We start from the raw sequence: 21897 nt of genomic DNA on the forward strand, positions 1-21897 counted from the left end.
CGGCGGGGAGGTCACTTCGGCAGGCTCAGTACGGCGCTCGATACCCTCGCCCCTCGCTACTCGGCCAGCGGTACCGTCAGGGACGAGGGATGCCCAGGAGGTCGCGGTTGATCGTGGCCGCCGCGCGAGCCCCGGCCCCGGCCGCGACGATGAGCTGCTGCGGTCCGGGGGCGGTGGAGTCCCCCGCAGCATACACACCGTGGATGCTCGTGCGACCCGCGCCGTCCGTCGTCACGAAGCCGTCGTCATCCGTTTCAATCCCGAGGGCGGCCGCGTAGTCGAGTGCGGCATCCCAGCGCGGACGCACGAATCCACCCTCCACGCGCACCCGCTCGCCGTCCTCGAGCAGCAGGGAGGCGACGATCCCGTCCGTGCCGAGGATGTCGATGATCCCCCGCCGCTCCACGCGCACGCCGCGCTCGGCCAGCAGTGCCTCTTCACTCTCGGTCACGATGCCGATACCGTTCGTGAACACCGTGAGATCGCTGCTCCACTGCCGGATGAGCAGCGCGCGATGCACGAGATCGTCCGTCTCGCCGATGAGGGCGAGCGGCTTGTCCGACTGCTCGTAGCCGTCGCACTCGACGCAGCTGAACAGGCCGATTCCGTAGTACGACGCCATGCTCGGCAGGACGGGCAGCCTCTCTCGAAGCCCGCTCGCGATCAGCACGACGGGTGCCGTCACCGTGCGCGCGGGCGAGGCGTTGACCCGACTCGTGCGGATCTCGAAGCCGCCGTCGACGCGCGTGACCGCCTCGACGTGACCGAGGTGATGGTGAACCTCAGGATACGCGGCGAGCTCCGCGAGGCCCAGTTTGCGTAGCGCGTGCGGCGTGATGCCGTCTCTGGTGAGGAAGCCGTGCGCGACGAGGGTCACCGAGTTGCGCGGGCGGTTGCTGTCGAGCAGCACGACCCGCCTGCGTGCGCGGGCGAGGTTGAGCGCTGCGGAGAGACCGGCCGGCCCGGCACCGATGATCACGACATCGGCGTCCGTGCCGTTCACAGGCTTTTCCTGAGCCTCTCCAGCCGCGCGAGGGTGGATTCCTTGCCGAGGATGACCATCGACTCGAACAGCGGCGGGCTGATGCGCTTGCCGCTGATCGCCGTGCGCAGAGGCCCGAACGCGACGCGCGGCTTGAGGCCCGCGCCATCCACGAGGGATGCCCGCAGCACCCGCTCGAGCTCCTCGTGCGACCAGGCGTTCAGCTGCTCGAGTGTCGCGATGGCCGCATCGAGAACGATCGCCGCGTCCGCGCCGGGGAGGGCATCCGCGTCGTAGGTGATCTCGTCATCCGGGGTGAACAGGAAGCCGAGCAGGTCGGGCGCATCGCCCAGCAGCTGCATGCGCTCCTGCACGAGCGGCCCGGCCTCGCGCAGTATCGCCTTCTGCGCGGGCGTTGGCGGATCGGACACATACTCGGAGAGGTATGGAACGAGCCGTGCCTCGAAATCTTCCGGCTCGAGCATCCGGATGTGGTCCCCATTGATCGACTCCGCCTTCTTCAGGTCGAAGCGGGCCGGGTTGGGGTTCACATCTGCGACGTCGAAGGCCGCGACCATCTCGTCGATCGTGAACACGTCGCGATCGTGGGAGAGCGACCATCCGAGCAGCGCGAGGTAGTTGATGAGCCCCTCACGGATGAAACCGCGCTCCCTGTGGTGGAACAGGCTCGAGGAGGGGTCGCGCTTGGAGAGCTTCTTGTTGCCCTCGCCCATCACGTAGGGCAGGTGGCCGAAGCGCGGGATGGCCTTGGCCACGCCGATCTCGATGAGCGCGTGATACAGCGCGATCTGCCGCGGGGTGGACGAGAGCAGATCTTCGCCGCGCAGCACGTGGGTGATGCCCATGATCGCGTCGTCGACCGGGTTCACAAAGGTGTAGAGCGGGATGCCGTTCGGACGCACGACGACGAAGTCGGTGAATGAGCCGGCCGGGAAGGTGATCTCGCCGCGCACGAGGTCGTCGAAGCTCAGTTCGGTGTCCGGCACCCGCAGGCGCAGGGCGGGCTCGCGGCCCTCCGCGCGATATGCAGCCTTCTGCTCCTCGCTGAGGTCGCGCTCGAAATTGTCGTAGCCCTGCTTCGGATCGCGCCCGTTGGCGACGTTGCGCGCCTCGATCTCCTCGCCGGTGGCGAAGCTCTCGTAGAGGTGACCAGTGGCTTTGAGCTTCTCGATGAGCTCCGCGTAGATGTCGTGGCGCTGGGACTGCCGGTAGGGGGCATCCGGCCCGCCGACACCCTCGCCCTCGTCCCAGGTGATGCCGAGCCAGTCAAGGCCGTCGAGCAACTGCAGATAGCTCTCTTCGCTGTCGCGGGCGGCATCCGTGTCTTCGATACGGAAGATCAGCTTGCCGCCGGTGTGCTTGGCGTATGCCCAGTTGAACAGTGCGGTGCGGATGAGGCCGACGTGCGGTGTGCCGGTCGGCGATGGGCAGAACCGCACGCGAACGTCGGAGCCGGATGCGGTGGTGAAGGAGGCAGACATTGGTTCAATTCTATGGGCCGTCTCCCTGGTCCGGCGCGGGTGCCGGTAGCACCATCGAGGCCGACCACCGCCGAAATGACGGAGATTTCACCCGATCAGCGCGAAAAGGAGGAGATTCGTGGCGGGACACTCGCATTTCTCCTCCTTTTCCGCCACGCCCAGGCTAGGAGAGATGCACCGCCACGAGCGCCATCCCGGCGATCGCCGCCCAGGAGAGCACGCCGACGACCATCGAGCGCAGGCCAGAGCCGACCAGCTTCTCCAGGCGGATGGCGACGCCGAGCCCGAAGAGCGCCATGGCGAGCACGATGGTCTGCACCATATCCGCACCGTTCAGTAACACGGCGGGCAGCGGCACGAAGGTGCGCAGCAACACCGCGACGATGAACCCCGCAACGAACAGCGGAATGATCGGAGGCAGCTTCTCCCCCTCGACCACACCCCGCGTGCGCCGCACGACCACGGATGCCGTGGCCACCATCGGCGCGAGCATGAGCACGCGGGTGAGCTTCACGACCACCGCGATCGCGAGCGCGGCGGACCCCGCGGTCTGCGCCGTGGCGACGACCTGTCCGACGTCGTGCACGCTCGCACCGACCCACTGCCCGAACTCGTGCGCGTTCAGGCCGAGCGGCCCCTGCAGCAACGGGAGCACGGCAATCGCGAGGGTGCCGAAGAGGGTCACGAGCGCCGCGGGCGTTGCCTGCTCCTCGGTCTTCGTTTTGGTCACTGCGCTCATCGCGCCGATGGCCGAGACACCGCAGATCGAGAAGCCGGTCGCGATCAGGATCGGTTCGTCGCCGGGCAGGCGGAACAGCCGGCCGAGGGCCCAGGTGATTCCGAAGGTGCAGAGCACGATGAGCACGGTGAGCACGATCGCGACCCAGCCGAGATGCGCGATGTCGACGAGGCTGAGCTTGAGGCCGAGCAGCACGATGCCCACGCGCATGAGCCGCTTGGCCGAGAAGGTGAGACCCGACTTCAGCACCCCGTCGATCCTGCGACGGGCTGCGGGAATCTGCCCGACGAGAATGCCCAGGGCGACGGATGCGGTAAGCAGCGGCACGCCGGGAAACAGCAGGTGAATGATGAAGGCCACGCCCGTCGCGACCAGCGCCGCGAGAATCCCGGGCAGCCACGGCATCCGCACCACCGTCACCATGCGTGGCCGCCGACGTTCGCCGCAACGTTCGCCGCAACGTTCGCCGCAACGGTGCGCCGTTCTGTCAACGATGCTGCGTCCATAACTGGCGCATCGTTGACAGAACGGCGCGTCATCGCCGACAGGATCGTTACCGGCGGGATCGCCGCACGAGGGTCGAGCGCACCCACTAGCGGCGACGCACGGGGTTGCTGAGGGTGCCGATGCCCGAGACGGTCACCTCGACGGTGTCTCCATCGACGATCGGGCCGACGCCGGCGGGCGTTCCCGTGAGGATGACGTCACCCGGCAGCAGTGTCCACACGCTCGATGCGTGCTCCACGAGTGTCGCCACAGAGTGCACGAGATCGCTGACCCTGCCCTGCTGGCGCAGCTCGCCGTTCACGCGGGCCTCGAGGGTCGCCGACGAGAGGTCGAACTCGGTCTCGACGAGCGGCCCCAGCGGGCAGAAGGTGTCGAAGCCCTTGGCCCTGGCCCACTGGCCGTCCGACTTCTGCAGATCGCGGGCCGTGACGTCGTTCGCGACCGTGTACCCGAAGATCACACTGTCGGCATCCTTCGCGGGAACGTTCTTCGCGATGCTGCCGATGACGACCGCGAGCTCCACCTCGTGCTCCACGTGCTGCGACTGAGGGGGAAGCACGATCGTGTCGCCCGTGCCGATCACCGAGGTGTTCGGCTTGAGGAACAGCAGCGGCTCGCTCGGAGCCTCTCCGCCCATCTCGGCCGCGTGCTCACGATAGTTCTTGCCGACGGCGACCACCTTGGAGCGAGGGATGACCGGCGCGAGCAGCTTGACCGCCGAACGCGGCACCCGCTCCCCCGTCGTGTCGAAGCCGCCGAACATGGGGTCGCCCGCGAGCACCACCAGTTCGTCGTCGTCCACGATCCCGAACCGGGGATCGCTGCCGCTGCCGCTGAATCGTGCGATCTTCACGTGGTCAACCGATCTTGTTGGAACTGTGTGGAGAAGGAGCGTGCGCTCAGGAGTCGAGGCGCATCATCCAGCCGTGGCGGTCTTCGCCGCGACCGTACTGGATGTCGGTGAGCTCCTGCCGAAGCGACATCGTGAGCTCGCCAGCCGGAGCATCCTCTGAGCCTATGGTGAAGTCGGCGGCCTTGAGCTGGGCGATCGGGGTGACCACGGCGGCGGTTCCGCAGGCGAACACCTCGACGATGTCTCCGGATGCCACACCCTCGCGCCACTCGTCGATCGTGATATGGCGGCGCTCGACCTTGTGTCCGCGATCCTTCGCGAGCTCCAGGATCGAGTCACGCGTGATCCCCTCGAGGATGCTGTCGGAGTCCGGCGTGACGATCGTGCCGTCCTTGTAGACGAAGACGATGTTCATGCCGCCGAGCTCTTCGATGTACTTGCCCTCCGCGGCGTCCAGGAAGAGCACCTGAGCGCATCCGTGGTCGTAGGCCTCGGCCTGGGCGACGAGCGACGACGCGTAGTTGCCGCCGGTCTTGGCCGCCCCCGTGCCGCCCTTGCCCGCCCGCGCGTAATTGGTCGACAGCCAGATCGACACGGGCGCGACGCCGCCGCTGAAGTATGCACCCGCCGGGCTGGCGATCACGTAGTAGTTGACCTTCTCCGCCGGACGCACGCCGAGGAACGCCTCCTTGGCGAACATGAACGGGCGCAGGTACAGGCTCGTCTCCTCAGCGTTCGGAACCCAGTTGCCGTCCACGGCGATGAGCTGCTTGAGCGACTCGATGAAGTACTCGGTCGGCAGCTGCGGAAGGGCAAGCCTCGTTGCCGAGCGCTGCATCCTGGCGGCGTTCGCCTCCGGGCGGAACGACCAGATCGACCCGTCCGCGTGACGGTAGGCCTTGAGCCCCTCGAAGATCTCCTGGCCGTAGTGCAGCACGGCCGCGGCCGGGTCGAGCGCGATCGGGCCGTACGGCTGCACGCGCGGGCGGTGCCATCCGCCCTTCGCCGACCAGCAGATGTCGACCATGTGGTCGGTGAAGTGCTTGCCGAACCCGGGGTTGGCCATCACGTCTTCGCGCTCCGCCTCGGAGCGAGCGGCCTCGTTCACGGTCACGGCGAATTCGAAACCGGTGGGGGCGAGCAGGTTCTTCATGATGGTCCTTTTCTGGTACGTCTGGTCAATCCTCGCCCGTCACCCGGCGAGGGCTTCGGCGATCGCGTCGCCGATCTGGCTGGTTGACCTGGTCGACCCGGCGGCGGTGGCGCCACGCGAGGCAAGGTCTGCCTTGACGGCCGCTGTCACTCCGGCCGCGGCATCCGCAAACCCGAGGAAATCGAGCAGGAGTGCCACGGAGAGAATGGCCGCGGTCGGGTCGGCCAGTTGCTGGCCTGCAATGTCTGGAGCGGAACCGTGAACCGGCTCGAACATGCTGGGGAAGGCTCCGTCGGGATTGATGTTGCCCGAGGCTGCCAGTCCTATTCCCCCGCTGATCGCGGCGGCAAGATCGGTGATGATGTCGCCAAAGAGATTGTCCGTGACGATCACGTCAAATCTACTCGGTTTGGTCACCATGAAGATAGTTGCGGCGTCGACGTGCAGGTAGTCGACAGCGATCTGCGGATACTCGGCCGAGACCGCATCGACCGTGCGCTGCCAGAGAGACCCCGCATTCACGAGCACGTTCGTCTTGTGCACGAGGGTGAGCTTCTTGGCCGGGCGACTGTTCGCGGTCTCGAAGGCGAAACGCACCACGCGCTCGACCCCGAATGCCGTGTTGATCGACACCTCGGTGGCGATCTCCTGCGGAGTGCCGACGCGGATGCCGCCACCGTTGCCGACGTACGGCCCCTCCGTGCCCTCCCGCACCACGACGAAGTCCACCGCGCCCGGGTCGGCCAGCGGCGACTCCACGGACGGGAAGATCATGGTCGGACGCAGGTTGACATAGTGGTCGAAGGCGAAACGAAGCTTGAGCAGGAGGCCGCGCTCGATGATGCCGCCGGCCAGCCTGGGGTCGCGCGGGTCTCCGCCGACCGCGCCGAGCAGGATGGCGTCGTGCTGCTTGAGCGTCTCCAGGTCGGCGTCGGAGAGGATGTCGCCTGTCGCGAGAAAGTGGGTCGCGCTGAACGGGTAGTCCGTGGTCGTCACGACCACGTCATCCGGAACCGCCGCGCGCAGCACCTTCACGGCCTCCGCGGTGACCTCGGGGCCGATACCATCCCCGGCAATGACGGCGAGGTTGATGGTGCGCGACATGGGGCCTCCTGCGGCGAAAACTGGTGTGGAGCCAGAATACCGCCTGCACGAAGCCGTTCCGTCGCGGGGTCAGCGGCCTCCGCCGCCACCGCCTCCACCTCCACCGCCGGAGAACCCGCCGCCGAAGGATCCACCCCCGAAGCTGCCCCCTCCGCTGCCCGACCACGATGACTGCGTCGGCGTGACCGTGCTGCTCGTCGTCATGGCGGAGCCGAGCCCGCCGAGCGACTGCGTGAACATGGCCGCGTTGAACGCGGAGCTGGAGACGTACCAGTCGGGGGAACTCGTCTGCTGCTCGTAGTACACCGCGAGTTCCTTGCTCCAGTCGCGCTCGACGCCCCACAGCACCGCGAAGGGCAGCAGCTTCTCGTAGAGCTTCACGAGCTGCGCACCGTCGCTCACGTCGAAACCCTCCGCCTTCACCCGCTCGGCACCCTCCGGGCTCTGCAGCATTGTCAGGCGATCGGCCTCGGCGAGGCGCAGGTAGTCGCGCATCCCGAGAAGGTAATCGCGCTGCTCCGCGCCCGCCTCCGTGAGCACGGCCGGCCGAATCGCGAACGCGATGGTGCCGAAGACGCACAGGAAGGTCACGATCACCGCAACGACCCCGAGCGGGTTGAAGGCGCCGAAGAACGCCGAAGCGATCGCCAGGCCGACCGCAACGAGGATCAGCAGGAACATGCCTCCGGCCGTGAGCAGCCCGACGAGCGAGGAACGCTTGGCCTTGAACCCCCGTGCGATCACCCGCTGTGCCGCGTCGGAGCGAACCTCGCCGATCGCCCGCGCGAGACGATCGTTCGTGACCCCGATCTCCTGCACCGCACCCGGCGTGAGCACACCGTCGCGGTCGACCTCGAGCGCCGATTTGATGGTGCCGAGAAGCTGCGCGTCGAGACCGCTCTTCTCGAGCTGCTGGACCACGGATGCCGGCACGCCCGCACTGCCGAACAGCGCGTGCATGAGTTCCAACTCCTCGTCGTCGAGCCCGCTCTGGTCGAGGAACTGCAGGGTGTACTTCGCTTTGCCCGCGGTCACCGGATAGTCGAGGATGCGGATCTTGTGTCGCACCGCGAAGCTCACGATCTGCGCGGCGAGCCCGTACCCCGTCCGTCCGATGAGGTGCGCCGCCTCCAGCAGGTTGAGGTTCTTCGGCGCGGTGTACTGCGGAACGATGATCCCGCTGCCCTTCGCATCCTTGGGGCCGAGAACGCGGCGCAGGATGGTGGTGACCAGGCCGCCGACAGCCAGAACCAGGACGACGATCGGGCCGGCAATACCCCACCATGGCGTCGGTCCTCGCTGCGGGAAGATCGAGGGCGCGGGCTCCGACTGCTGCTCGGGAGGCACCTGCACGAAGGTTCCCGCGGTGAAACCGATCACCACGGTGAGGTTCTCGTGGGCGGCGAGCGGGCCGGCCGTCGCCGTGAACAGGCGGGTGCCCGCGGGCCCGGCCGGATCATCCACCGGTCCCGTGATCTCACACCGGTCGGTCAATCCCTGCGCACCCTGGTAGCACGCATTGTTGCCGGTGAGCGCCGGCACGATGGCCGGGTCGACGTGCACCCGCGCGGTCACACTGCCGAACGGCTGGGAGAATCCGGTTCCGTTGGTGTCCCAATAGAGCTCGTCGTCGCCGGTGTCGGCGAAGGCACGCACGACGTTCTGCTGCGTGTAGGTGACGACGTAGCTCTGGCTACCGTGAACGTAGTCGTCCGTGCCGAGGGCGAGTTCGGTGAATCCGCCCGAGTCCGTGGTCTCAAAGTGCACCGGAGCCCCGTGCTCGTCGGTGACGGAGGCGACGGTGGTGTGCAGCGGGACGCCGTCGTAGTCGTTCGGAATCGCGCGGATGATGCCCCGGTTCTGGTCGACGTTCGGGAACTTCGCCACGAAGGTCTCCACGGTGCGCAGGGTCGAATGGCCCTCTGCATCCCTGGCCAGGTAGTAGTCGGCGCTGTACGAGGTGAACGAGAAGTCCTGTACTCCCGTGAGCACCTGAGCGGACGCGGCCTGCGGGGCGGAAACGGCCAGGACTGACGACATCAGCGCTGCCGCCAAGAGGGCCGTGATGGCCACGATTCTTCGAGGGGATCGGGTCATGCGCACGAGCCTATCGGGAGAACATACCCAGCTGTCTCCCAGTGATCTCCCAGTTCTACCCTCGTTTGGGGGGTTCTTTGCTACCCTTGATCCTGCGCCGATCCCCTGGCCACCCGGCCGGTCCGGCGCAAGAACGACAGGTGAAAGGACACACCATGGGTATAGGAACCGGTATCTTCCTTTTCGTCGTGGGCGCGATCGTGGCGTTCGCTATCAACATTCAGGTCGCGTGGGTCAACCTCGACCTCATCGGGTACCTGCTGATGGGCGCCGGAGTCGTCGTCTTCATCATCTCCCTCATCCTCGTACTGAGGCGGCGCTCCTCGGTCGTCACCACCCGCACCGGTGTCGACGCGGCCAGCGGCGAGCGAGTGGTGCAGAACGAGACCAAGAGCGACACGCTCTGAATGAGTTCTTAAAGACCGACGCGCCTCCCCCGTTCGGGTCGGGGCGAGGCGCGTCACTCAGTTCACACTGAAGAACTACTCCGTGATGTCGATCTCCCGCAGCAGCTCGGCGTTGATCGCCACCCGCACGGTCTCGAGCAGGCCGTCTGGCACCGGCGAGTCGACGGTGAGAACACTGAGCGCCTGGCCGCCCGCTTCCTTGCGGCTGATCTGCATGCCGGCGATGTTGATTCCGGCATCACCGAACTCCTTGCCGTAGATGGCGACGATGCCGGGGCGGTCGGCGTAGATCATCACGATGAGGTGATCGGTGACCGGCACCTCGACGTCGTAACCGTTGATCTCGACGATCTTCTCGGTCTGCTTTGTTCCGGTGAGCGTGCCGGAGACGGAGATCTGCGTGCCGTCGCTGAGTGCACCGCTGATGGTGAGAAGGTTGCGGTACTCGTCGCTCACGGCATCCGTCACGAGTCGCACCTGGATGCCGCGCTGCTCCGCGAGAAGCGGCGCGTTCACGTACGACACCGACTCGCTCACGATGTTGGTGAAGATTCCCTTGAGAGCCGCGAGCTTCAGGACGCTCACGTCGAACTCGACGATCTCGCCGCGCACCTCGACATCGACGGTCGTGAGCGGCGAGGTGTGGGCGAGGCCGCTGAAGACCTGCCCGAGCTTCTCCATGAGCGGGATGCCGGGCCGCACCGTCGGGTCGATGACTCCCCCGGCGACGTTGACGGCATCCGGCACGAGCTCGCCGGAGAGCGCGAGTCGAACCGACTTCGCGACGGAGACACCCGCCTTCTCCTGCGCCTCGTCTGTCGATGCGCCGAGGTGAGGGGTGACCACGACGTTGTCGAGGCTGAGCAGCGGGGACCCGGTGGGGGGCTCGCTGACGAACACGTCGAGTCCGGCGCCGGCAATCTTGTGCTCGCTGAGCGCGCGATGCAGAGCGTCTTCGTCGATGAGCCCGCCGCGGGCGACGTTGACGATGAACGCGGACGGCTTCATGAGCGCGAGCTGGGCGTCGCCGATCATCCCGGTGGTCTCGGGTGTCTTCGGCATGTGGATCGTGACGAAGTCGCTCGTGGAGAGCAGTTCCTCGAGGCTCACCAGGGTGACGCCGAGCTGCTGGGCGCGCGCGCTCGTGACGTAGGGGTCGTAGGCGATCACGTTCGTTCCGAAGGCCTGCATGCGAGCCGTGATGAGCGCGCCGATCCGGCCGAGGCCGATGATGCCGATGGTCTTCTCGTAGATCTCGACGCCCGTGTACTTCGAGCGCTTCCACTGATCGTGGGCGAGCGAATCGTGACCTGCGGGGATGTGCCTGGCGAGGCTCAGGATGTGACCGATGGTGAGCTCAGCAGCAGAGATGATGTTAGAGGTCGGCGCGTTCACGACCATGACTCCGGCGTTCGTCGCCGCCTTGATGTCCACGTTGTCGAGCCCGACACCGGCCCGCGCGATGACCTTCAGGGACTTCGCCGCCGCGATCGCCTCTGCGTCCACCTTGGTCGCGGAGCGCACGAGGATGGCATCCGCGTCCGCAAGGGCGGCCAGCAGTGCGGGGCGGTCGGTGCCGTCGACGGAGCGGACATCGAAGTCGGGACCGAGGGCATCGACTGTGGCGGGCGAGAGAACTTCTGCGATCAACACGATCGGTTTTGACACGAAAGGGTTCCTTTGACTGGGCAGGCGGACTGGGCATACAGCACTACGCGAGCGCCACGGTCATTGGGGCGCGGACACTCACACTTTACTGGGTGCCCGGAGTGCGTTACGCCGCCGGGGGTGTGCGGAGCCGTTGGCCGCGCGCGCCTCAGGCGATGAAGTTGACGAGAATCGGCGCGATGAGAAGCGATCCGAGCACCGCGCTCACGACGCAGAGACCCGCGGCGAAGATGAGCGCGCGCGCGAGAATGCCGCGCCCCCGGCCGAGCAGCAGGCCCACCACGAAAACGGCGGGCGAGAGGATGACGCCGAACACGAGCAGGATCCAGCCAGTGACCGAGATGCCGAGGTGGTAGCTCGCCCACACGCTCTGCGGAACACCGATGGCGTTGCCGATCCCCGCCCAGAAGGCGTAGCTGTAGAGAATCGCGAAGAAGATCGCGACCGCCCACACCGGCCAGGCGGCGCGCGTCTTCGAGGCGCGCACTGACGACACGGCGCTCATGCGCTCACCCCGATCACGAAGCCCCAGGGGATGAGCAGGAGCATACCGATGAGGAACGAGACGATGCGCACCCAGTTCCTGCGCCCCGCGGTGAGGGCGAGTGTCGCAATGAACCAGGCCGGGGCCGCAAGGATGGCCAGCAAAGTACTGATGTGTTGCATGATGTCGTTGAGCGGCACCCCGGTCTCCTGGTTGCCACGGATGGCGATGATGAGCCAGCCGACCGTGTAGAGCAGGTAAATGCCGCCGAAGATTCCGTAGACCACGAGCATGGTCGAACTGATGCCTGGAGCGAGGGTGGCCTCGTCGTCGGCCGGGACATCCGGTTCAGCCGAATCGACGTGGGTCGAGTCGGCCTCGCCGCCCCAGCTCAGTGCCTCGTCGTTCTCGTCCACCATCTCAAAACCCTATCGCGGCCTCGGCCGGCGACCCGCTATTCGTAACTCCTGCAGAAGGCGGCGCAGGCGCGAGCAGCCCGCGCAGCTCCGGGGCAGCGGATGCCGCACGCAGCATTCTGCAGGAGTTACGAACCGTAGGCGACGGGCCTGAAACGACGGAAAGGTGGGGCCGAAGCCCCACCTTTCCTGAGTTCCCGAAGCCGCGAGTGCTGCCGCGGCGGCTGACGTGCCGTTTAGCGAGCGACCTCGCCGTCGACGTAGTCGGCGTCCTGCTGCTTCCAGGCGAAGAGCTTGCGCAGCTCGCGACCGGTCTCCTCGATCGGGTGCTGCTCGCCCTTCTTGCGCAGTGCGAGGAACTCCGGAGCACCGGCGTCCTGGTCCGCGATGAAGCGCTTGGCGAAGGTGCCGTCCTGGATGTCGTTCAGCACCGACTTCATGTTCTCCTTGACGTGCGGGTCGATGACGCGCGGGCCGGAGACGTAGTCGCCGTACTCGGCCGTGTCCGACACGCTCCAGCGCTGCTTGGCGATGCCGCCCTCGTTGATCAGGTCGACGATGAGCTTGAGCTCGTGCAGCACCTCGAAGTAGGCGATCTGCGGCTGGTAACCGGCCTCAGTCAGGGTCTCGAAGCCGTACTGGATGAGCTGCGAGACACCGCCGCAGAGCACGCTCTGCTCGCCGAACAGGTCGGTCTCGGTCTCCTCGGTGAAGGTGGTCTTGATGCCGCCTGCACGCAGGCCGCCGATGCCCTTCGCGTAGGACCAGGCGAGATCCCAGGCATGACCGGAGGCGTCCTTCTCGACGGCAACGATCACGGGAACGCCACGGCCGGCCTCGTACTCGCGACGCACGGTGTGGCCCGGACCCTTGGGGGCGACCATGATGACGTCGACACCCTCCGGTGCCTCGATGTAGCCGTAACGGATGTTGAAGCCGTGGCCGAAGAGAATGGCCTTGCCCGCAGCGAGGTGCGGCTGGATGTCGTCGCGGTAGATGTGACGCTGGTACTGGTCTGGCGCGAGGATGACGATGAGGTCTGCCCACTCGGACGCGTCAGCGACGGAGAGGACCGTGAATCCGGCCTCCTCCGCCTTCGGCTTCGACTTCGAGTCCGCCTTCAGCGCGACGACGACCTCGACACCCGAGTCGCGCAGGTTCTGCGCGTGCGCGTGACCCTGCGAACCGTAACCGATGACGGCGACCTTCTTGCTCTGGACGATGGACAGATCGGCATCTTTGTCGTAAAAGATTTCGGTCACGTTCTTGCTCCTTGTTTGTTGATTACCGCCGGTCGAGTAGCTCGCGAAGCGAGTGTATCGAGACCTGCTGTTCTGGTTGTGTGCGGGTCTCGCTACGGTCGCTGAGCGACCTACTCGACCAGCGATTGGACTAGTTCTTGAAGATCCGTTCGGTGATGGACTTGGAACCGCGACCGATCGCGAGAAGTCCGGACTGCGCGATCTCCTTGATGCCGTACGGCTCGATCACTCGCAGCAGGGCCTGCGTCTTGGCGGTGTCACCGGTGACCTCGATCACCAGGGCATCCGCGGTCACGTCGACGATCCTGGCGCGGAACAGGTTGGTGGCCTCGAGGATCTGGCTGCGAGTCGTGTTGTCGGCGCGCACCTTGATCAGCATGTGCTCGCGCTGCACGGTCTGGGCCTGGTCCAGCTCGACCACCTTGATCACGTTGACGAGCTTGTTGAGCTGCTTGGTGACCTGCTCGAGCGGCAGCTCCTCGACATCCACGACGACCGTGATGCGCGAGAGTCCGTGGATCTCGCTCTTGCCCACGGCGAGGGACTCGATGTTGAACCCGCGACGGGCGAACAGCCCGGCAACGCGCGTGAGGAGCCCTGGCTTGTCTTCGACGAGAAGTGACAGTACGTGGCTCATCGTCTACTCCTCCTCCCACTTGGGCGCATTATCTCGGGCGTACTGCACCGAGGAGTTGCCGACACCCTGCGGCACCATCGGCCACACCATGGCGTCGCGGCTCACGATGAAGTCGATGACCACGGGGCGATCGTTGGTCTCGTTCGCCAGCATGATCGCGGCATCCACCTCTTCCTTCTTGGTGACACGGATCGCGAGGCAGCCGTACGCCTCGGCCAGCTTCACGAAGTCGGGGATCATGACCGTGTCAGCACCCGTGTTGAGGTCGGTGAAGGCATGCCTGCCGTCGTAGAACAGCGTCTGCCACTGGCGGACCATGCCGAGCGAGGAGTTGTTGATGATCGCGACCTTGATCGGGATCTTGTTGATGGCGCAGGTCGCAAGCTCCTGATTGGTCATCTGGAAGCATCCGTCACCGTCGATCGCCCACACTGTGCGGTCGGGCTGGGCCACCTTCGCGCCCATGGCGGCCGGCACGCCGTAACCCATGGTTCCCGCTCCGCCGGAGTTGAGGAAGGCGTTTGGCCGCTCGTACTTGATGAACTGCGCGGCCCACATCTGGTGCTGGCCGACGCCGGCCGCGTAGACGCCCTCCGGTCCCGTGAGTTCGCCGATGCGCTGGATGACCCCCTGCGGAGACAACAGCCCGTCCTCCGGCTCCTCGAAGCCGAGCGGGAACTCGTTCAGGAGGTATTCGAGCCTCGTCCACCACTCGGTGATGTCCGGCTTGTGCTTCTTGATCGCCTCCGCATAGGCGAGCGTCAGATCGGCGATGACATCTTTGGCATCGCCGACGATGGGAACATCGGCGACGCGGATCTTGGAGATCTCCGCGGGGTCGATGTCGACGTGAACCACTTTCGCGCCGGGGGCGAACTCACTCGCCTTGCCCGTCACGCGGTCATCGAAGCGAGCGCCGAGCGAGATCAGCAGATCGGACTCCTGGATGGCGAGCACCGCTGGGACAGTGCCGTGCATACCGGGCATACCCAGGTGCTGCTTATGCGAGTCTGGAAAAGCGCCGCGCGCCATGAGCGTCGTGACGACCGGGGCTCCCGTCGCTTCGGCGAGTGCGAGCAACTCTGCGGATGCTCCGGAGCGGATGACGCCGCCGCCGACGTAGAACACGGGTCGCTTCGCCTCGGCCAGCAGGTGCGCCGCGGCCTGGATCTGCTTGCCATGGGCCTTGGTCACGGGGTGGTATCCGGGCAGGTCGACCTTGGGCGGCCAGATGAAGGGTGCGCTGTTCTGCTGTGCGTCCTTGGTCACGTCCACGAGCACCGGTCCAGGGCGACCCGTTGTCGCGATGAGGTACGCCGCCGCGATGGTTGCAGGCACGTCTTCCGGGCGCGTGACGAGGAAGGAGTGTTTGGTCACCGGCATCGTGATGCCGACGATATCGACCTCCTGGAACGCGTCCGTGCCCATCGATGTGGAGAACACCTGACCGGTGATCGCGAGCAGCGGCACGGAGTCCATGTGCGCATCCGCGATGGCCGTGACGAGGTTGGTCGCGCCGGGGCCGGAGGTGGCAATGCAGACGCCGATCCTGCCGCTCGAGGACGCATAGCCCTCAGCAGCGTGGCCGGCACCCTGCTCATGACGAACCAGGATGTGGCGGATGGTGGTCGACGACATGAGCTCGTCATAGAACGGCATGATGGCACCGCCGGGCAGACCGAACACATCCTTGATGCCGAGGTGCTCGAGCGAGCGCAGAATCGCGCCGGAGCCGGTCAGTACTTCGGGAGCCTGCGCCTTGCTCTTACTCGTCGTTGGTGAAGCGTGGGGCACGGGAATGGATTCCGTGGACATCTGTCAGATCCTTGAATTATGAGACGCGAATAGTGAGCGCAAACTACCCAGTGATCGCGCCCACGGCTGCGGAGTGCACGAGCTTCGAATATTTTGCGAGAACGCCACGGGTATAGCGCGGAGGAAGTGGAGCCCAGCCATCCTGGCGAGCTGCCAGCTCTGAAGGCTCGACCAGTAGATCGAGCGAGCGAGCTGCGATATCGACCCGTATTAGATCACCATCGCGCACGAAGGCGATTGGACCTGCGTCCACCGCTTCGGGTGCTATGTGGCCGATACACAGTCCGGTTGTGCCGCCTGAGAACCTGCCGTCTGTCAAGAGTAGTACATCCTTGCCGAGGCCTGCACCCTTGATGGCCGCCGTGATGGCGAGCATCTCGCGCATGCCCGGCCCGCCCTTCGGGCCCTCGTAGCGGATGACGAGAACCTCGCCCTTGTTGATCGTGCCCGCGGCGAGCGCATCGAGCGCCTCACGCTCGCGCTCGAAGACCCGTGCGGGGCCCTCGAACACGTCGGTGTCGAATCCAGCCGTCTTCACGACGGCGCCCTCCGGCGCGAACGATCCGTGCAGAATGGTCAGGCCTCCGGTCTTGTGGATGGGATTGTCGAGCTTGCGCAGAACCGTGCCGTCGAGGTCGCGGGGCTTGAGCTCCTCGAGGTTCTCGGCGAGGGTCTTGCCTGTGACGGTGAGCGCGTCGCCGTGCATGAGTCCGGCCTCGAGCAGCGCGCGCATGACGACGGGAACGCCGCCGTGCTTGTCGACGTCGTGCATGACGAACTGCCCGAAGGGCTTGAGATCGCCGATGTGCGGCACCTTGTCACCGATGCGGTTGAAGTCGTGCAGGCTGAGTTCGACCTCCGCCTCGTTGGCGATCGCGAGCAGGTGCAGGACGGAGTTGGTGGAACCGCCGAAGGCCATGACCACGGCGATCGCGTTCTCGAACGCCTCGCGGGTGAGGATGTCCCTGGTCGTGATGCCCTGGCGCAGCAGGTTGACAACGGCCTCGCCACTGCGGTGCGCGTAGTAGTCGCGACGACGGTCTGCCGCAGCCGGGGACGCGGAGCCGGGGAGACTCATCCCGAGCGCCTCGGCAACGCTCGCCATGGTGTTCGCGGTGTACATTCCGCCGCAGGCACCCTCGCCCGGGGCGAAGGCACACTCGATGATCTTTGCGTCTTCTTCGGACATCCGCCCGGCCTGCACCGCGCCGACGGCCTCGAAGGAGTCGATGATCGTGATCTCCTTCTCCGTGCCGTCGCTGAGCTTGACCCAGCCCGGCGCGATCGAGCCGGCGTAGAGGAAGACGGATGCCAGGTCGAGCCGAGCGGCCGACATCAGCATTCCGGGGAGCGACTTGTCACACCCGGCCAGCAGCACGGAGCCGTCGAGGCGCTCGGCCATCATCACGGTCTCGACGGAGTCGGCGATGACCTCGCGCGACACGAGCGAGAAGTGCATGCCCTCGTGCCCCATGGAGATTCCGTCGGAGACCGAGATCGTGCCGAACTGCAGGGGGTAGCCTCCGCCGGAGTGCACACCCTCCTTCGACGCTTGCGCGAGGCGGTCGAGGGACAGGTTGCACGGGGTGATCTCGTTCCACGAGCTCGCGATCCCGATCTGCGGCTTGTCCCAGTCAGCGTCTCCCATGCCGACCGCACGCAGCATTCCGCGAGAGGTCATGGCTTCGATTCCGTCAGTGACGGTGCGGCTTCGGGGTTTCACGTCGTGATCTGGCATGTATCGAGTGTATGACCTTGCCGCGGTGGGGTGCGGCGGCCCGAGGCACCGCGACCCGCGAGCTCGCCAAGGCCGCGGGCGCCATGCGACGAGTACCCCACGGCCGAGTAGCTGAGCCTTCCGGCGACTGAGAAGCGGATGCCCGGCTACGGCCGAGAGCTCGCCTCCCGCAACCGCGCGAGCTCGTCGAGCACCGGCGCGACGTCCTGCGGCGACTCCACCCGGAATTCCGCCGAGGTGTCACCGTGGCCGACCTTCAGCCCGAAGTCGCCGTCGCGGAGCGCGGCAAAGGCGTCCTCGTCGGTCACGTCGTCCCCCGCAAAGAAGGTCGCCGTCGCCCGCGTGTGTTCGCGCAGCAGCTCGATCGCCTCCCCCTTGGTGGTGCTGCGGACCGAGAACTCGAGCACGTTCTTTCCGTGGCGCACGGTGAGCGGCGGGAGCTCCGCCTCGGTGCGCTGCAGGGCGAGGAGCTGCGCCGCCCGGCCATCGGCATCCGTCGCGAGCCTCGTGTGCAGCGCGAACCCCGCAGGTTTCGACTCGACCCACACCTCATCGAAGCCCGCAGCGACGTTGCGGAGCAGCGCGCCGAGCTCCGCCACTCGCGCGTGCTCAGCGTCATCGAGTGACAGTCTGGCGTCAGGCGTGTCGAGCTTCACTTCGATGCCGTGCGAGCCGATCAGCAGAACCCGGTCGGGGTTCTCGGAGACCCTCTCGAGACTCGCCAGGGCGCGGCCGGAGACGAGGGCGACCCTCGTGTCCGGCGCTGCGACGAGTCTCAGCATCGCCGCGCGGGCCTCGGGCAGAGCCCGAGCCTTCTCGGGCTCATCGACCTCGGGCGCGAGGGTGCCATCGAAGTCGAGCGCGACGAGCAGGCGCCCGGTGCCAGCCAGTTCCCGTAGCGATTCCTCGAGCAGCCCTGACGTGTCCGATGCCCGTGAACTGGTCATGACTCGGATGGGCTGTGCTGGTTCTCGATGAGCTCGTGCAGGAACGCCGACGACCACTTCGCGACGTCGTTCACCATGACCTTCCTGCGCATGGCACGCATCCTGGCTCGCCTGTCTCTCTTGGGCATCTCGACCGCGCGCAGGACGGTGTCCTTGAGTCCGTCGATGTCGTGCGGGTTGATGCGCAGCGCCCTGGTCAGTTCGTCGGATGCTCCCGCGAACTCGCTCAGGATGAGCACGCCGTCCTCGTCGAAGCGGCACGCCACGTACTCCTTGGCCACGAGGTTCATCCCGTCGCGCAACGCCGTGACGAGCATGACGTCTGCCGCGAGGTACAGCGCGACCATCTCCTCCCGCGGGTACCCGTGGTGGTGATAGCTGATCGCGGTGTGGCTGATCGTGGCGAAATCGCCGTTGATGCGCCCAACCGTGAGCTCGATGTCGTCGCGGAGCGCCATGTATGCCTTGACCCGTTCGCGGCTCGGGTTGGCCACCTGCACGAGCGTGACGTTCTCGACGTCGAGCTTGCCCTCAGCGAGCAGTTCGCCATAGGCCTGCAGCCTGTGGGTGATGCCCTTGGTGTAGTCCAGTCGGTCGACGCCGAGCATGATCGTCGTCGGGTTACCGAGATCCTCGCGGATCTGTTTCGCACGCGCCTGGATCTTCGGATCCCGCGCAAGCGTCTCGAAGCTCTGCGAGTCGATCGAGATCGGGAACGCCTTCGCTGTGACGCTGCGGTGGGGACCAGCGCTGTGCACCGGACCGTTGGCCCTGACCCCCGGCGACGGATCGACGAGCGGAACGTCGATGAGCGGCCCCTTGGTCGCGAACCCCTTGAGCCGCCTGACCGCGAGCGAGAAATTGTTGGCGTCTGCCGTGCGCTGGAAGCCGATCACGTCGGCTCCGAGCAGACCCTCGATAATCGGCGTGCGCCACGGGAGCTGGGAGTAGATGCCGTACGGCGGGAACGGGATGTGGTTGAAGAAGCCGATCGTGAGATCCGGCCGCAGTTCGCGCAACAACTTCGGCACCAGCTGCAGCTGATAGTCCTGCACCCACACCACGGCATCCCGCGCGCTGATTGCCGCCGTGGCCTCCGCGAACCGCCGGTTGACCCTGAGGTAGGCCTCCCACCAGTCCCGCTGGTAGGTCGGTGGTGCGATCACGTCGTGGTACAGCGGCCACAGGGTGTCGTTGGAGAAGCCCTCGTAGTACTTCTCCACCTCGTCCTGACTGAGCACGACCGGGATCACCCGGATGCCCTCGCTGTCGAATGGATCGAAGTCGAGGTCGGGCTGACCGCCCCAGCCGACCCAGGCGCCGCCCTTGGAGCGCATGACCGGCTCGAGCGCGGTCACGAGCCCGCCGGGAGAATGCTGCCATTCCGCGTTGCCCGCGGGATCGATCACGCGGTCGACCGGCAGCCGGTTGGCGACGACGACGAAGGAATAGGTACTGGCGCCTGCGTGTGGTTTACCGGTCATCCCGCTTGCTCACTGTCGTCTCGCCGGCACCTGGATCGCGACGGTGCCGTGTTTCGCTGGTACCGCGCCAAGGCGGTGCGAAGCCGCCTCCACGTTACCAGCCCCGTCCCGGCTACCATGGCGAACATGGCAACCACGCGGCTCTATCGCGCAGGCACAATCGTCGCGAAGGACTTTCCGGTGGCGGACATCTCCGATCACACGGGCGAGGAGGGCTGCACGGTCTGGGCCGACTTCGTGTCGCCCACCGAGGACGAGCTCTCGTCGATCGAGGAGGAGCTCGGCCTGCACCGCCTCGCCGTCGAAGACGCCCTGCACGACTTCCAACGGCCCAAACTCGACCGCTACGACACCCACCTCTTTCTCGCGGCCTACGCGGTGACGCTCGACACCGTCACGGGCGAGCTGCGCACGAGCGAGGTGAAGGCGTTCATCACGCCGCACGCGCTCGTCACCGTGCACGAACCGGACTTCGACATCCGCTCCGTGGTCGCCCGCTGGGACAACGACACCGACCTCGCGGATCGCGGCATCGGCTTCCTGCTCTGGGGCCTGCTCGACGTGATCGTCGACGGGCACTTCGACGCCGTCCAGTCCCTGGATGCCGAGATCGAGTCGCTGGAAGACGCCCTCTTCGACGACGTGCCGCGAGACAAGGAGGTGCAGAAGCGGTCGTTCCAGCTGCGCAAGTCGCTCGTGCTGCTGCGCCGTGTCGTGCTGCCCATGCGGGAGGTCGTCAACACCGTCCTGCGCCGCGATCTGCAGTCCATCGACCCGGCGATGATGCCCTACTTCCAGGACGTGTACGACCACGTGCTGCGCGCCACAGAATGGACGGAGTCGCTTCGGGATCTCGTGACGACGATCCTGGAGACCAACATCAGCATCCAGGGCAACCGGATGAACATGATCATGAAGAAGGTCACGAGCTGGGCCGCGATCATCGCCGTGCCCACCGCGATCACCGGATTCTTCGGCCAGAACCTCGCCTTCGCCGGCTTCGGCACGGTCTGGGGCCTGTGGATGTCGGTGGTGCTCATCGTCGCCGTCTCCGGCCTGCTCTACCTCGGTTTCAAGAGGCGCGACTGGATCTAGTAGTACTTAGTTAGGTGGGACGCGATGTGCTGCGTAATGCGAGGGCGTCCGGTGGTCGGTCGATTTTGGTCTCTCAAGTGCCGCGTCATTAACTACGACGACGCTTGAAGCGGGTCTGCCGATCTATCGCACTTGGAATGTGGCGGTGCATTCACCTTATGATTTGCACTCCATTCCATTCTCAGGAGTCGCGACTGCGTACTACTGGCAGGCGTATGCTCAGACCAATCTGTATGCGGTCGCCGGCAATCTCGTAAGCGCTGTCGCCGGAGGTACTCTCACGACGGTGATTGCTGACTGCGTCGTCGGCGACCCAAGCGATTCGATTATCGCTCAATGAAGTCTCACACCGAGGAGTAAACGTGGGAACCGCGAAGATGTTTGGTGCTGCCTCACGAATGAGCACCAGGCAGTTACATGATGATCAAGAGAGGATCGCCAACTTCGCAGGACCATTGTTCGAGTTGGTCAGCCCGCATAGCGGGCTGACCTTCTCGGGCTTCACCTGGCAGGGTCGGGACGATCGAGATATTAGGGCTAGCCTCGTGTACGGCTCCAATGAGGGGCCTCACGCCGCGGAAGTCACAACTTGGCTAGAGCCTTGGAAGGTCGACAACCCAGCTGGCCTGGACACGCTCGATGTTGCTTCGCTTGAGTTCTTGGCAAATCACGCCCCGTCTCTGCGTCCATCCGTGGATCCTGCGGATCATGATCGATTCGTCGCCGCAGTCCAATCACTGCCCAAACAAGCCCGATCGCTGAGGGTCGCTGGTCGATCAGTTCCGGCGTTATATGTTCAGCACGGCGAGCTGACCGTTCTCCTTCTCGCGGTCGGCGAGGTCGAAGTCACCCTCGGTATCAACTTCGAGCTTCCAGACGACCTTGAGCTGACGGTAAAGCTAGTGGACATCTAGGACCCATCGCGGCCATCCGGTAGCTAATGCAGGAGATTCTGCAACACGCCATGATCCGCGTCCAGCCGTTTCAGACGACGTGTCCCTGAATCT

Annotated in this window: 19 protein-coding genes; 3 read left to right on the forward strand and 16 right to left on the reverse strand. The window is 65.8% G+C overall.

Annotation, left to right across the window (positions count from 1 at the left end):
* Window positions 1–76: 76 nt before the first annotated feature.
* The 7 genes from ABUA28_RS11380 to ABUA28_RS11410 all read right to left on the reverse strand — a co-directional run bounded on the left by ABUA28_RS11380 (window position 77) and on the right by ABUA28_RS11410 (window position 8937).
* Window positions 77–1003, reverse strand: a complete 927-nt coding sequence (locus tag ABUA28_RS11380; protein WP_349904294.1) for an NAD(P)/FAD-dependent oxidoreductase — start codon at window positions 1001–1003, stop codon at window positions 77–79.
* Complete coding sequence (gltX, locus tag ABUA28_RS11385) at window positions 1000–2484, reverse strand: glutamate--tRNA ligase (RefSeq protein ID WP_349904295.1); 1485 nt, start codon at window positions 2482–2484, stop codon at window positions 1000–1002. Before gltX ends, ABUA28_RS11380 begins: the two co-directional genes overlap by 4 nt.
* A 163-nt stretch (window positions 2485–2647) precedes the next feature.
* Window positions 2648–3646 carry a YeiH family protein gene (locus ABUA28_RS11390; protein WP_349904296.1) on the reverse strand — a complete coding sequence of 333 codons (999 nt, stop codon included), beginning with the start codon at window positions 3644–3646 and terminating at the stop codon, window positions 2648–2650.
* Window positions 3647–3815: 169 nt separating this feature from the next.
* A complete protein-coding gene (locus tag ABUA28_RS11395; protein ID WP_349904297.1) occupies window positions 3816–4583 on the reverse strand; it encodes a fumarylacetoacetate hydrolase family protein in 768 nt (255 codons plus the stop codon).
* Between the two features lie 46 nt (window positions 4584–4629).
* The gene (locus tag ABUA28_RS11400; protein WP_349904298.1) at window positions 4630–5736 is read right to left on the reverse strand and encodes a branched-chain amino acid aminotransferase; all 1107 of its coding nucleotides are present in this window, start codon (window positions 5734–5736) and stop codon (window positions 4630–4632) included.
* Between the two features lie 39 nt (window positions 5737–5775).
* A complete protein-coding gene (locus ABUA28_RS11405) occupies window positions 5776–6840 on the reverse strand; it encodes a 3-isopropylmalate dehydrogenase (RefSeq protein WP_349904299.1) in 1065 nt (354 codons plus the stop codon).
* Window positions 6841–6909: 69 nt separating this feature from the next.
* Window positions 6910–8937: a DUF2207 family protein gene (locus ABUA28_RS11410; protein ID WP_349904300.1), complete on the reverse strand. Its 2028-nt coding sequence runs from the start codon at window positions 8935–8937 to the stop codon at window positions 6910–6912.
* Window positions 8938–9092: 155 nt separating this feature from the next.
* On the opposite strand from ABUA28_RS11410, the gene ABUA28_RS11415 reads away from it, so the two are divergent.
* The gene (locus ABUA28_RS11415; protein ID WP_349904301.1) at window positions 9093–9344 is read left to right on the forward strand and encodes a DUF6458 family protein; all 252 of its coding nucleotides are present in this window, start codon (window positions 9093–9095) and stop codon (window positions 9342–9344) included.
* A gap of 75 nt (window positions 9345–9419) precedes the next feature.
* On the opposite strand, the gene serA is transcribed toward ABUA28_RS11415, so the two are convergent.
* The 9 genes from serA to ABUA28_RS11460 form a co-directional block, all read right to left on the reverse strand.
* Window positions 9420–11012: a phosphoglycerate dehydrogenase gene (gene serA, locus ABUA28_RS11420; RefSeq protein ID WP_349904302.1), complete on the reverse strand. Its 1593-nt coding sequence runs from the start codon at window positions 11010–11012 to the stop codon at window positions 9420–9422.
* Between the two features lie 148 nt (window positions 11013–11160).
* On the reverse strand, window positions 11161–11517 hold the full coding sequence (locus ABUA28_RS11425) for a hypothetical protein (RefSeq protein ID WP_349904303.1): 357 nt from the start codon (window positions 11515–11517) through the stop codon (window positions 11161–11163).
* Window positions 11514–11915 (reverse strand): hypothetical protein, encoded by a 402-nt coding sequence (locus ABUA28_RS11430; protein ID WP_349904304.1) that lies wholly within the window; start codon window positions 11913–11915, stop codon window positions 11514–11516. The genes ABUA28_RS11425 and ABUA28_RS11430 overlap by 4 nt, the downstream gene beginning before the upstream one ends.
* Window positions 11916–12148: 233 nt before the next feature.
* A complete protein-coding gene (ilvC, locus tag ABUA28_RS11435; protein ID WP_349904360.1) occupies window positions 12149–13300 on the reverse strand; it encodes a ketol-acid reductoisomerase in 1152 nt (383 codons plus the stop codon).
* Between the two features lie 4 nt (window positions 13301–13304).
* Window positions 13305–13811, reverse strand: coding sequence for an acetolactate synthase small subunit (gene ilvN / locus ABUA28_RS11440; RefSeq protein WP_349904305.1), 507 nt, complete (start codon window positions 13809–13811; stop codon window positions 13305–13307).
* A 3-nt stretch (window positions 13812–13814) separates the two neighbouring features.
* On the reverse strand, window positions 13815–15626 hold the full coding sequence (locus tag ABUA28_RS11445) for an acetolactate synthase large subunit (protein WP_349904306.1): 1812 nt from the start codon (window positions 15624–15626) through the stop codon (window positions 13815–13817).
* A 43-nt stretch (window positions 15627–15669) separates the two neighbouring features.
* Entirely contained in the window at window positions 15670–17364 is a 1695-nt protein-coding gene (gene ilvD / locus ABUA28_RS11450) for a dihydroxy-acid dehydratase (RefSeq protein WP_349904307.1), read from the reverse strand.
* Between the two features lie 146 nt (window positions 17365–17510).
* Entirely contained in the window at window positions 17511–18311 is an 801-nt protein-coding gene (gene otsB, locus ABUA28_RS11455; RefSeq protein WP_349904308.1) for a trehalose-phosphatase, read from the reverse strand.
* Window positions 18308–19795, reverse strand: coding sequence for an alpha,alpha-trehalose-phosphate synthase (UDP-forming) (locus tag ABUA28_RS11460; RefSeq protein ID WP_349904309.1), 1488 nt, complete (start codon window positions 19793–19795; stop codon window positions 18308–18310). The genes otsB and ABUA28_RS11460 overlap by 4 nt, the downstream gene beginning before the upstream one ends.
* A 126-nt stretch (window positions 19796–19921) precedes the next feature.
* Here ABUA28_RS11460 and ABUA28_RS11465 point away from each other — a divergent pair, with 126 nt between their 5' ends.
* Window positions 19922–20890, forward strand: a complete 969-nt coding sequence (locus ABUA28_RS11465; RefSeq protein WP_349904310.1) for a magnesium transporter CorA family protein — start codon at window positions 19922–19924, stop codon at window positions 20888–20890.
* Between the two features lie 362 nt (window positions 20891–21252).
* Window positions 21253–21804 (forward strand): hypothetical protein, encoded by a 552-nt coding sequence (locus ABUA28_RS11470; RefSeq protein ID WP_349904311.1) that lies wholly within the window; start codon window positions 21253–21255, stop codon window positions 21802–21804.
* The last annotated feature ends 93 nt before the right edge of the window (window positions 21805–21897 follow it).

Origin of the sequence: Parafrigoribacterium humi (genome assembly GCF_040227205.1) — a bacterium.
In the GTDB taxonomy this organism is placed as follows: domain Bacteria; phylum Actinomycetota; class Actinomycetes; order Actinomycetales; family Microbacteriaceae; genus Parafrigoribacterium_A; species Parafrigoribacterium_A humi.

Excerpts from the sequence above, each read along its gene's own strand:
- ABUA28_RS11425 (WP_349904303.1), bottom strand. The coding sequence starts at position 11,517 with ATGAGCGCCGTGTCGTCAGTGCGCGCCTCGAAGACGCGCGCCGCCTGG.
- ABUA28_RS11430 (WP_349904304.1), bottom strand. The coding sequence starts at position 11,915 with ATGGTGGACGAGAACGACGAGGCACTGAGCTGGGGCGGCGAGGCCGAC.
- ABUA28_RS11460 (WP_349904309.1), bottom strand. The coding sequence starts at position 19,795 with ATGACCGGTAAACCACACGCAGGCGCCAGTACCTATTCCTTCGTCGTC.
- ABUA28_RS11390 (WP_349904296.1), bottom strand. The coding sequence starts at position 3,646 with ATGGTGACGGTGGTGCGGATGCCGTGGCTGCCCGGGATTCTCGCGGCG.
- ABUA28_RS11415 (WP_349904301.1), top strand. The coding sequence starts at position 9,093 with ATGGGTATAGGAACCGGTATCTTCCTTTTCGTCGTGGGCGCGATCGTG.
- ABUA28_RS11410 (WP_349904300.1), bottom strand. The coding sequence starts at position 8,937 with ATGACCCGATCCCCTCGAAGAATCGTGGCCATCACGGCCCTCTTGGCG.
- ABUA28_RS11400 (WP_349904298.1), bottom strand. The coding sequence starts at position 5,736 with ATGAAGAACCTGCTCGCCCCCACCGGTTTCGAATTCGCCGTGACCGTG.
- otsB (WP_349904308.1), bottom strand. The coding sequence starts at position 18,311 with ATGACCAGTTCACGGGCATCGGACACGTCAGGGCTGCTCGAGGAATCG.
- ABUA28_RS11465 (WP_349904310.1), top strand. The coding sequence starts at position 19,922 with ATGGCAACCACGCGGCTCTATCGCGCAGGCACAATCGTCGCGAAGGAC.
- ABUA28_RS11405 (WP_349904299.1), bottom strand. The coding sequence starts at position 6,840 with ATGTCGCGCACCATCAACCTCGCCGTCATTGCCGGGGATGGTATCGGC.
- ilvD (WP_349904307.1), bottom strand. The coding sequence starts at position 17,364 with ATGCCAGATCACGACGTGAAACCCCGAAGCCGCACCGTCACTGACGGA.
- gltX (WP_349904295.1), bottom strand. The coding sequence starts at position 2,484 with ATGTCTGCCTCCTTCACCACCGCATCCGGCTCCGACGTTCGCGTGCGG.
- ABUA28_RS11445 (WP_349904306.1), bottom strand. The coding sequence starts at position 15,626 with ATGTCCACGGAATCCATTCCCGTGCCCCACGCTTCACCAACGACGAGT.
- ilvN (WP_349904305.1), bottom strand. The coding sequence starts at position 13,811 with ATGAGCCACGTACTGTCACTTCTCGTCGAAGACAAGCCAGGGCTCCTC.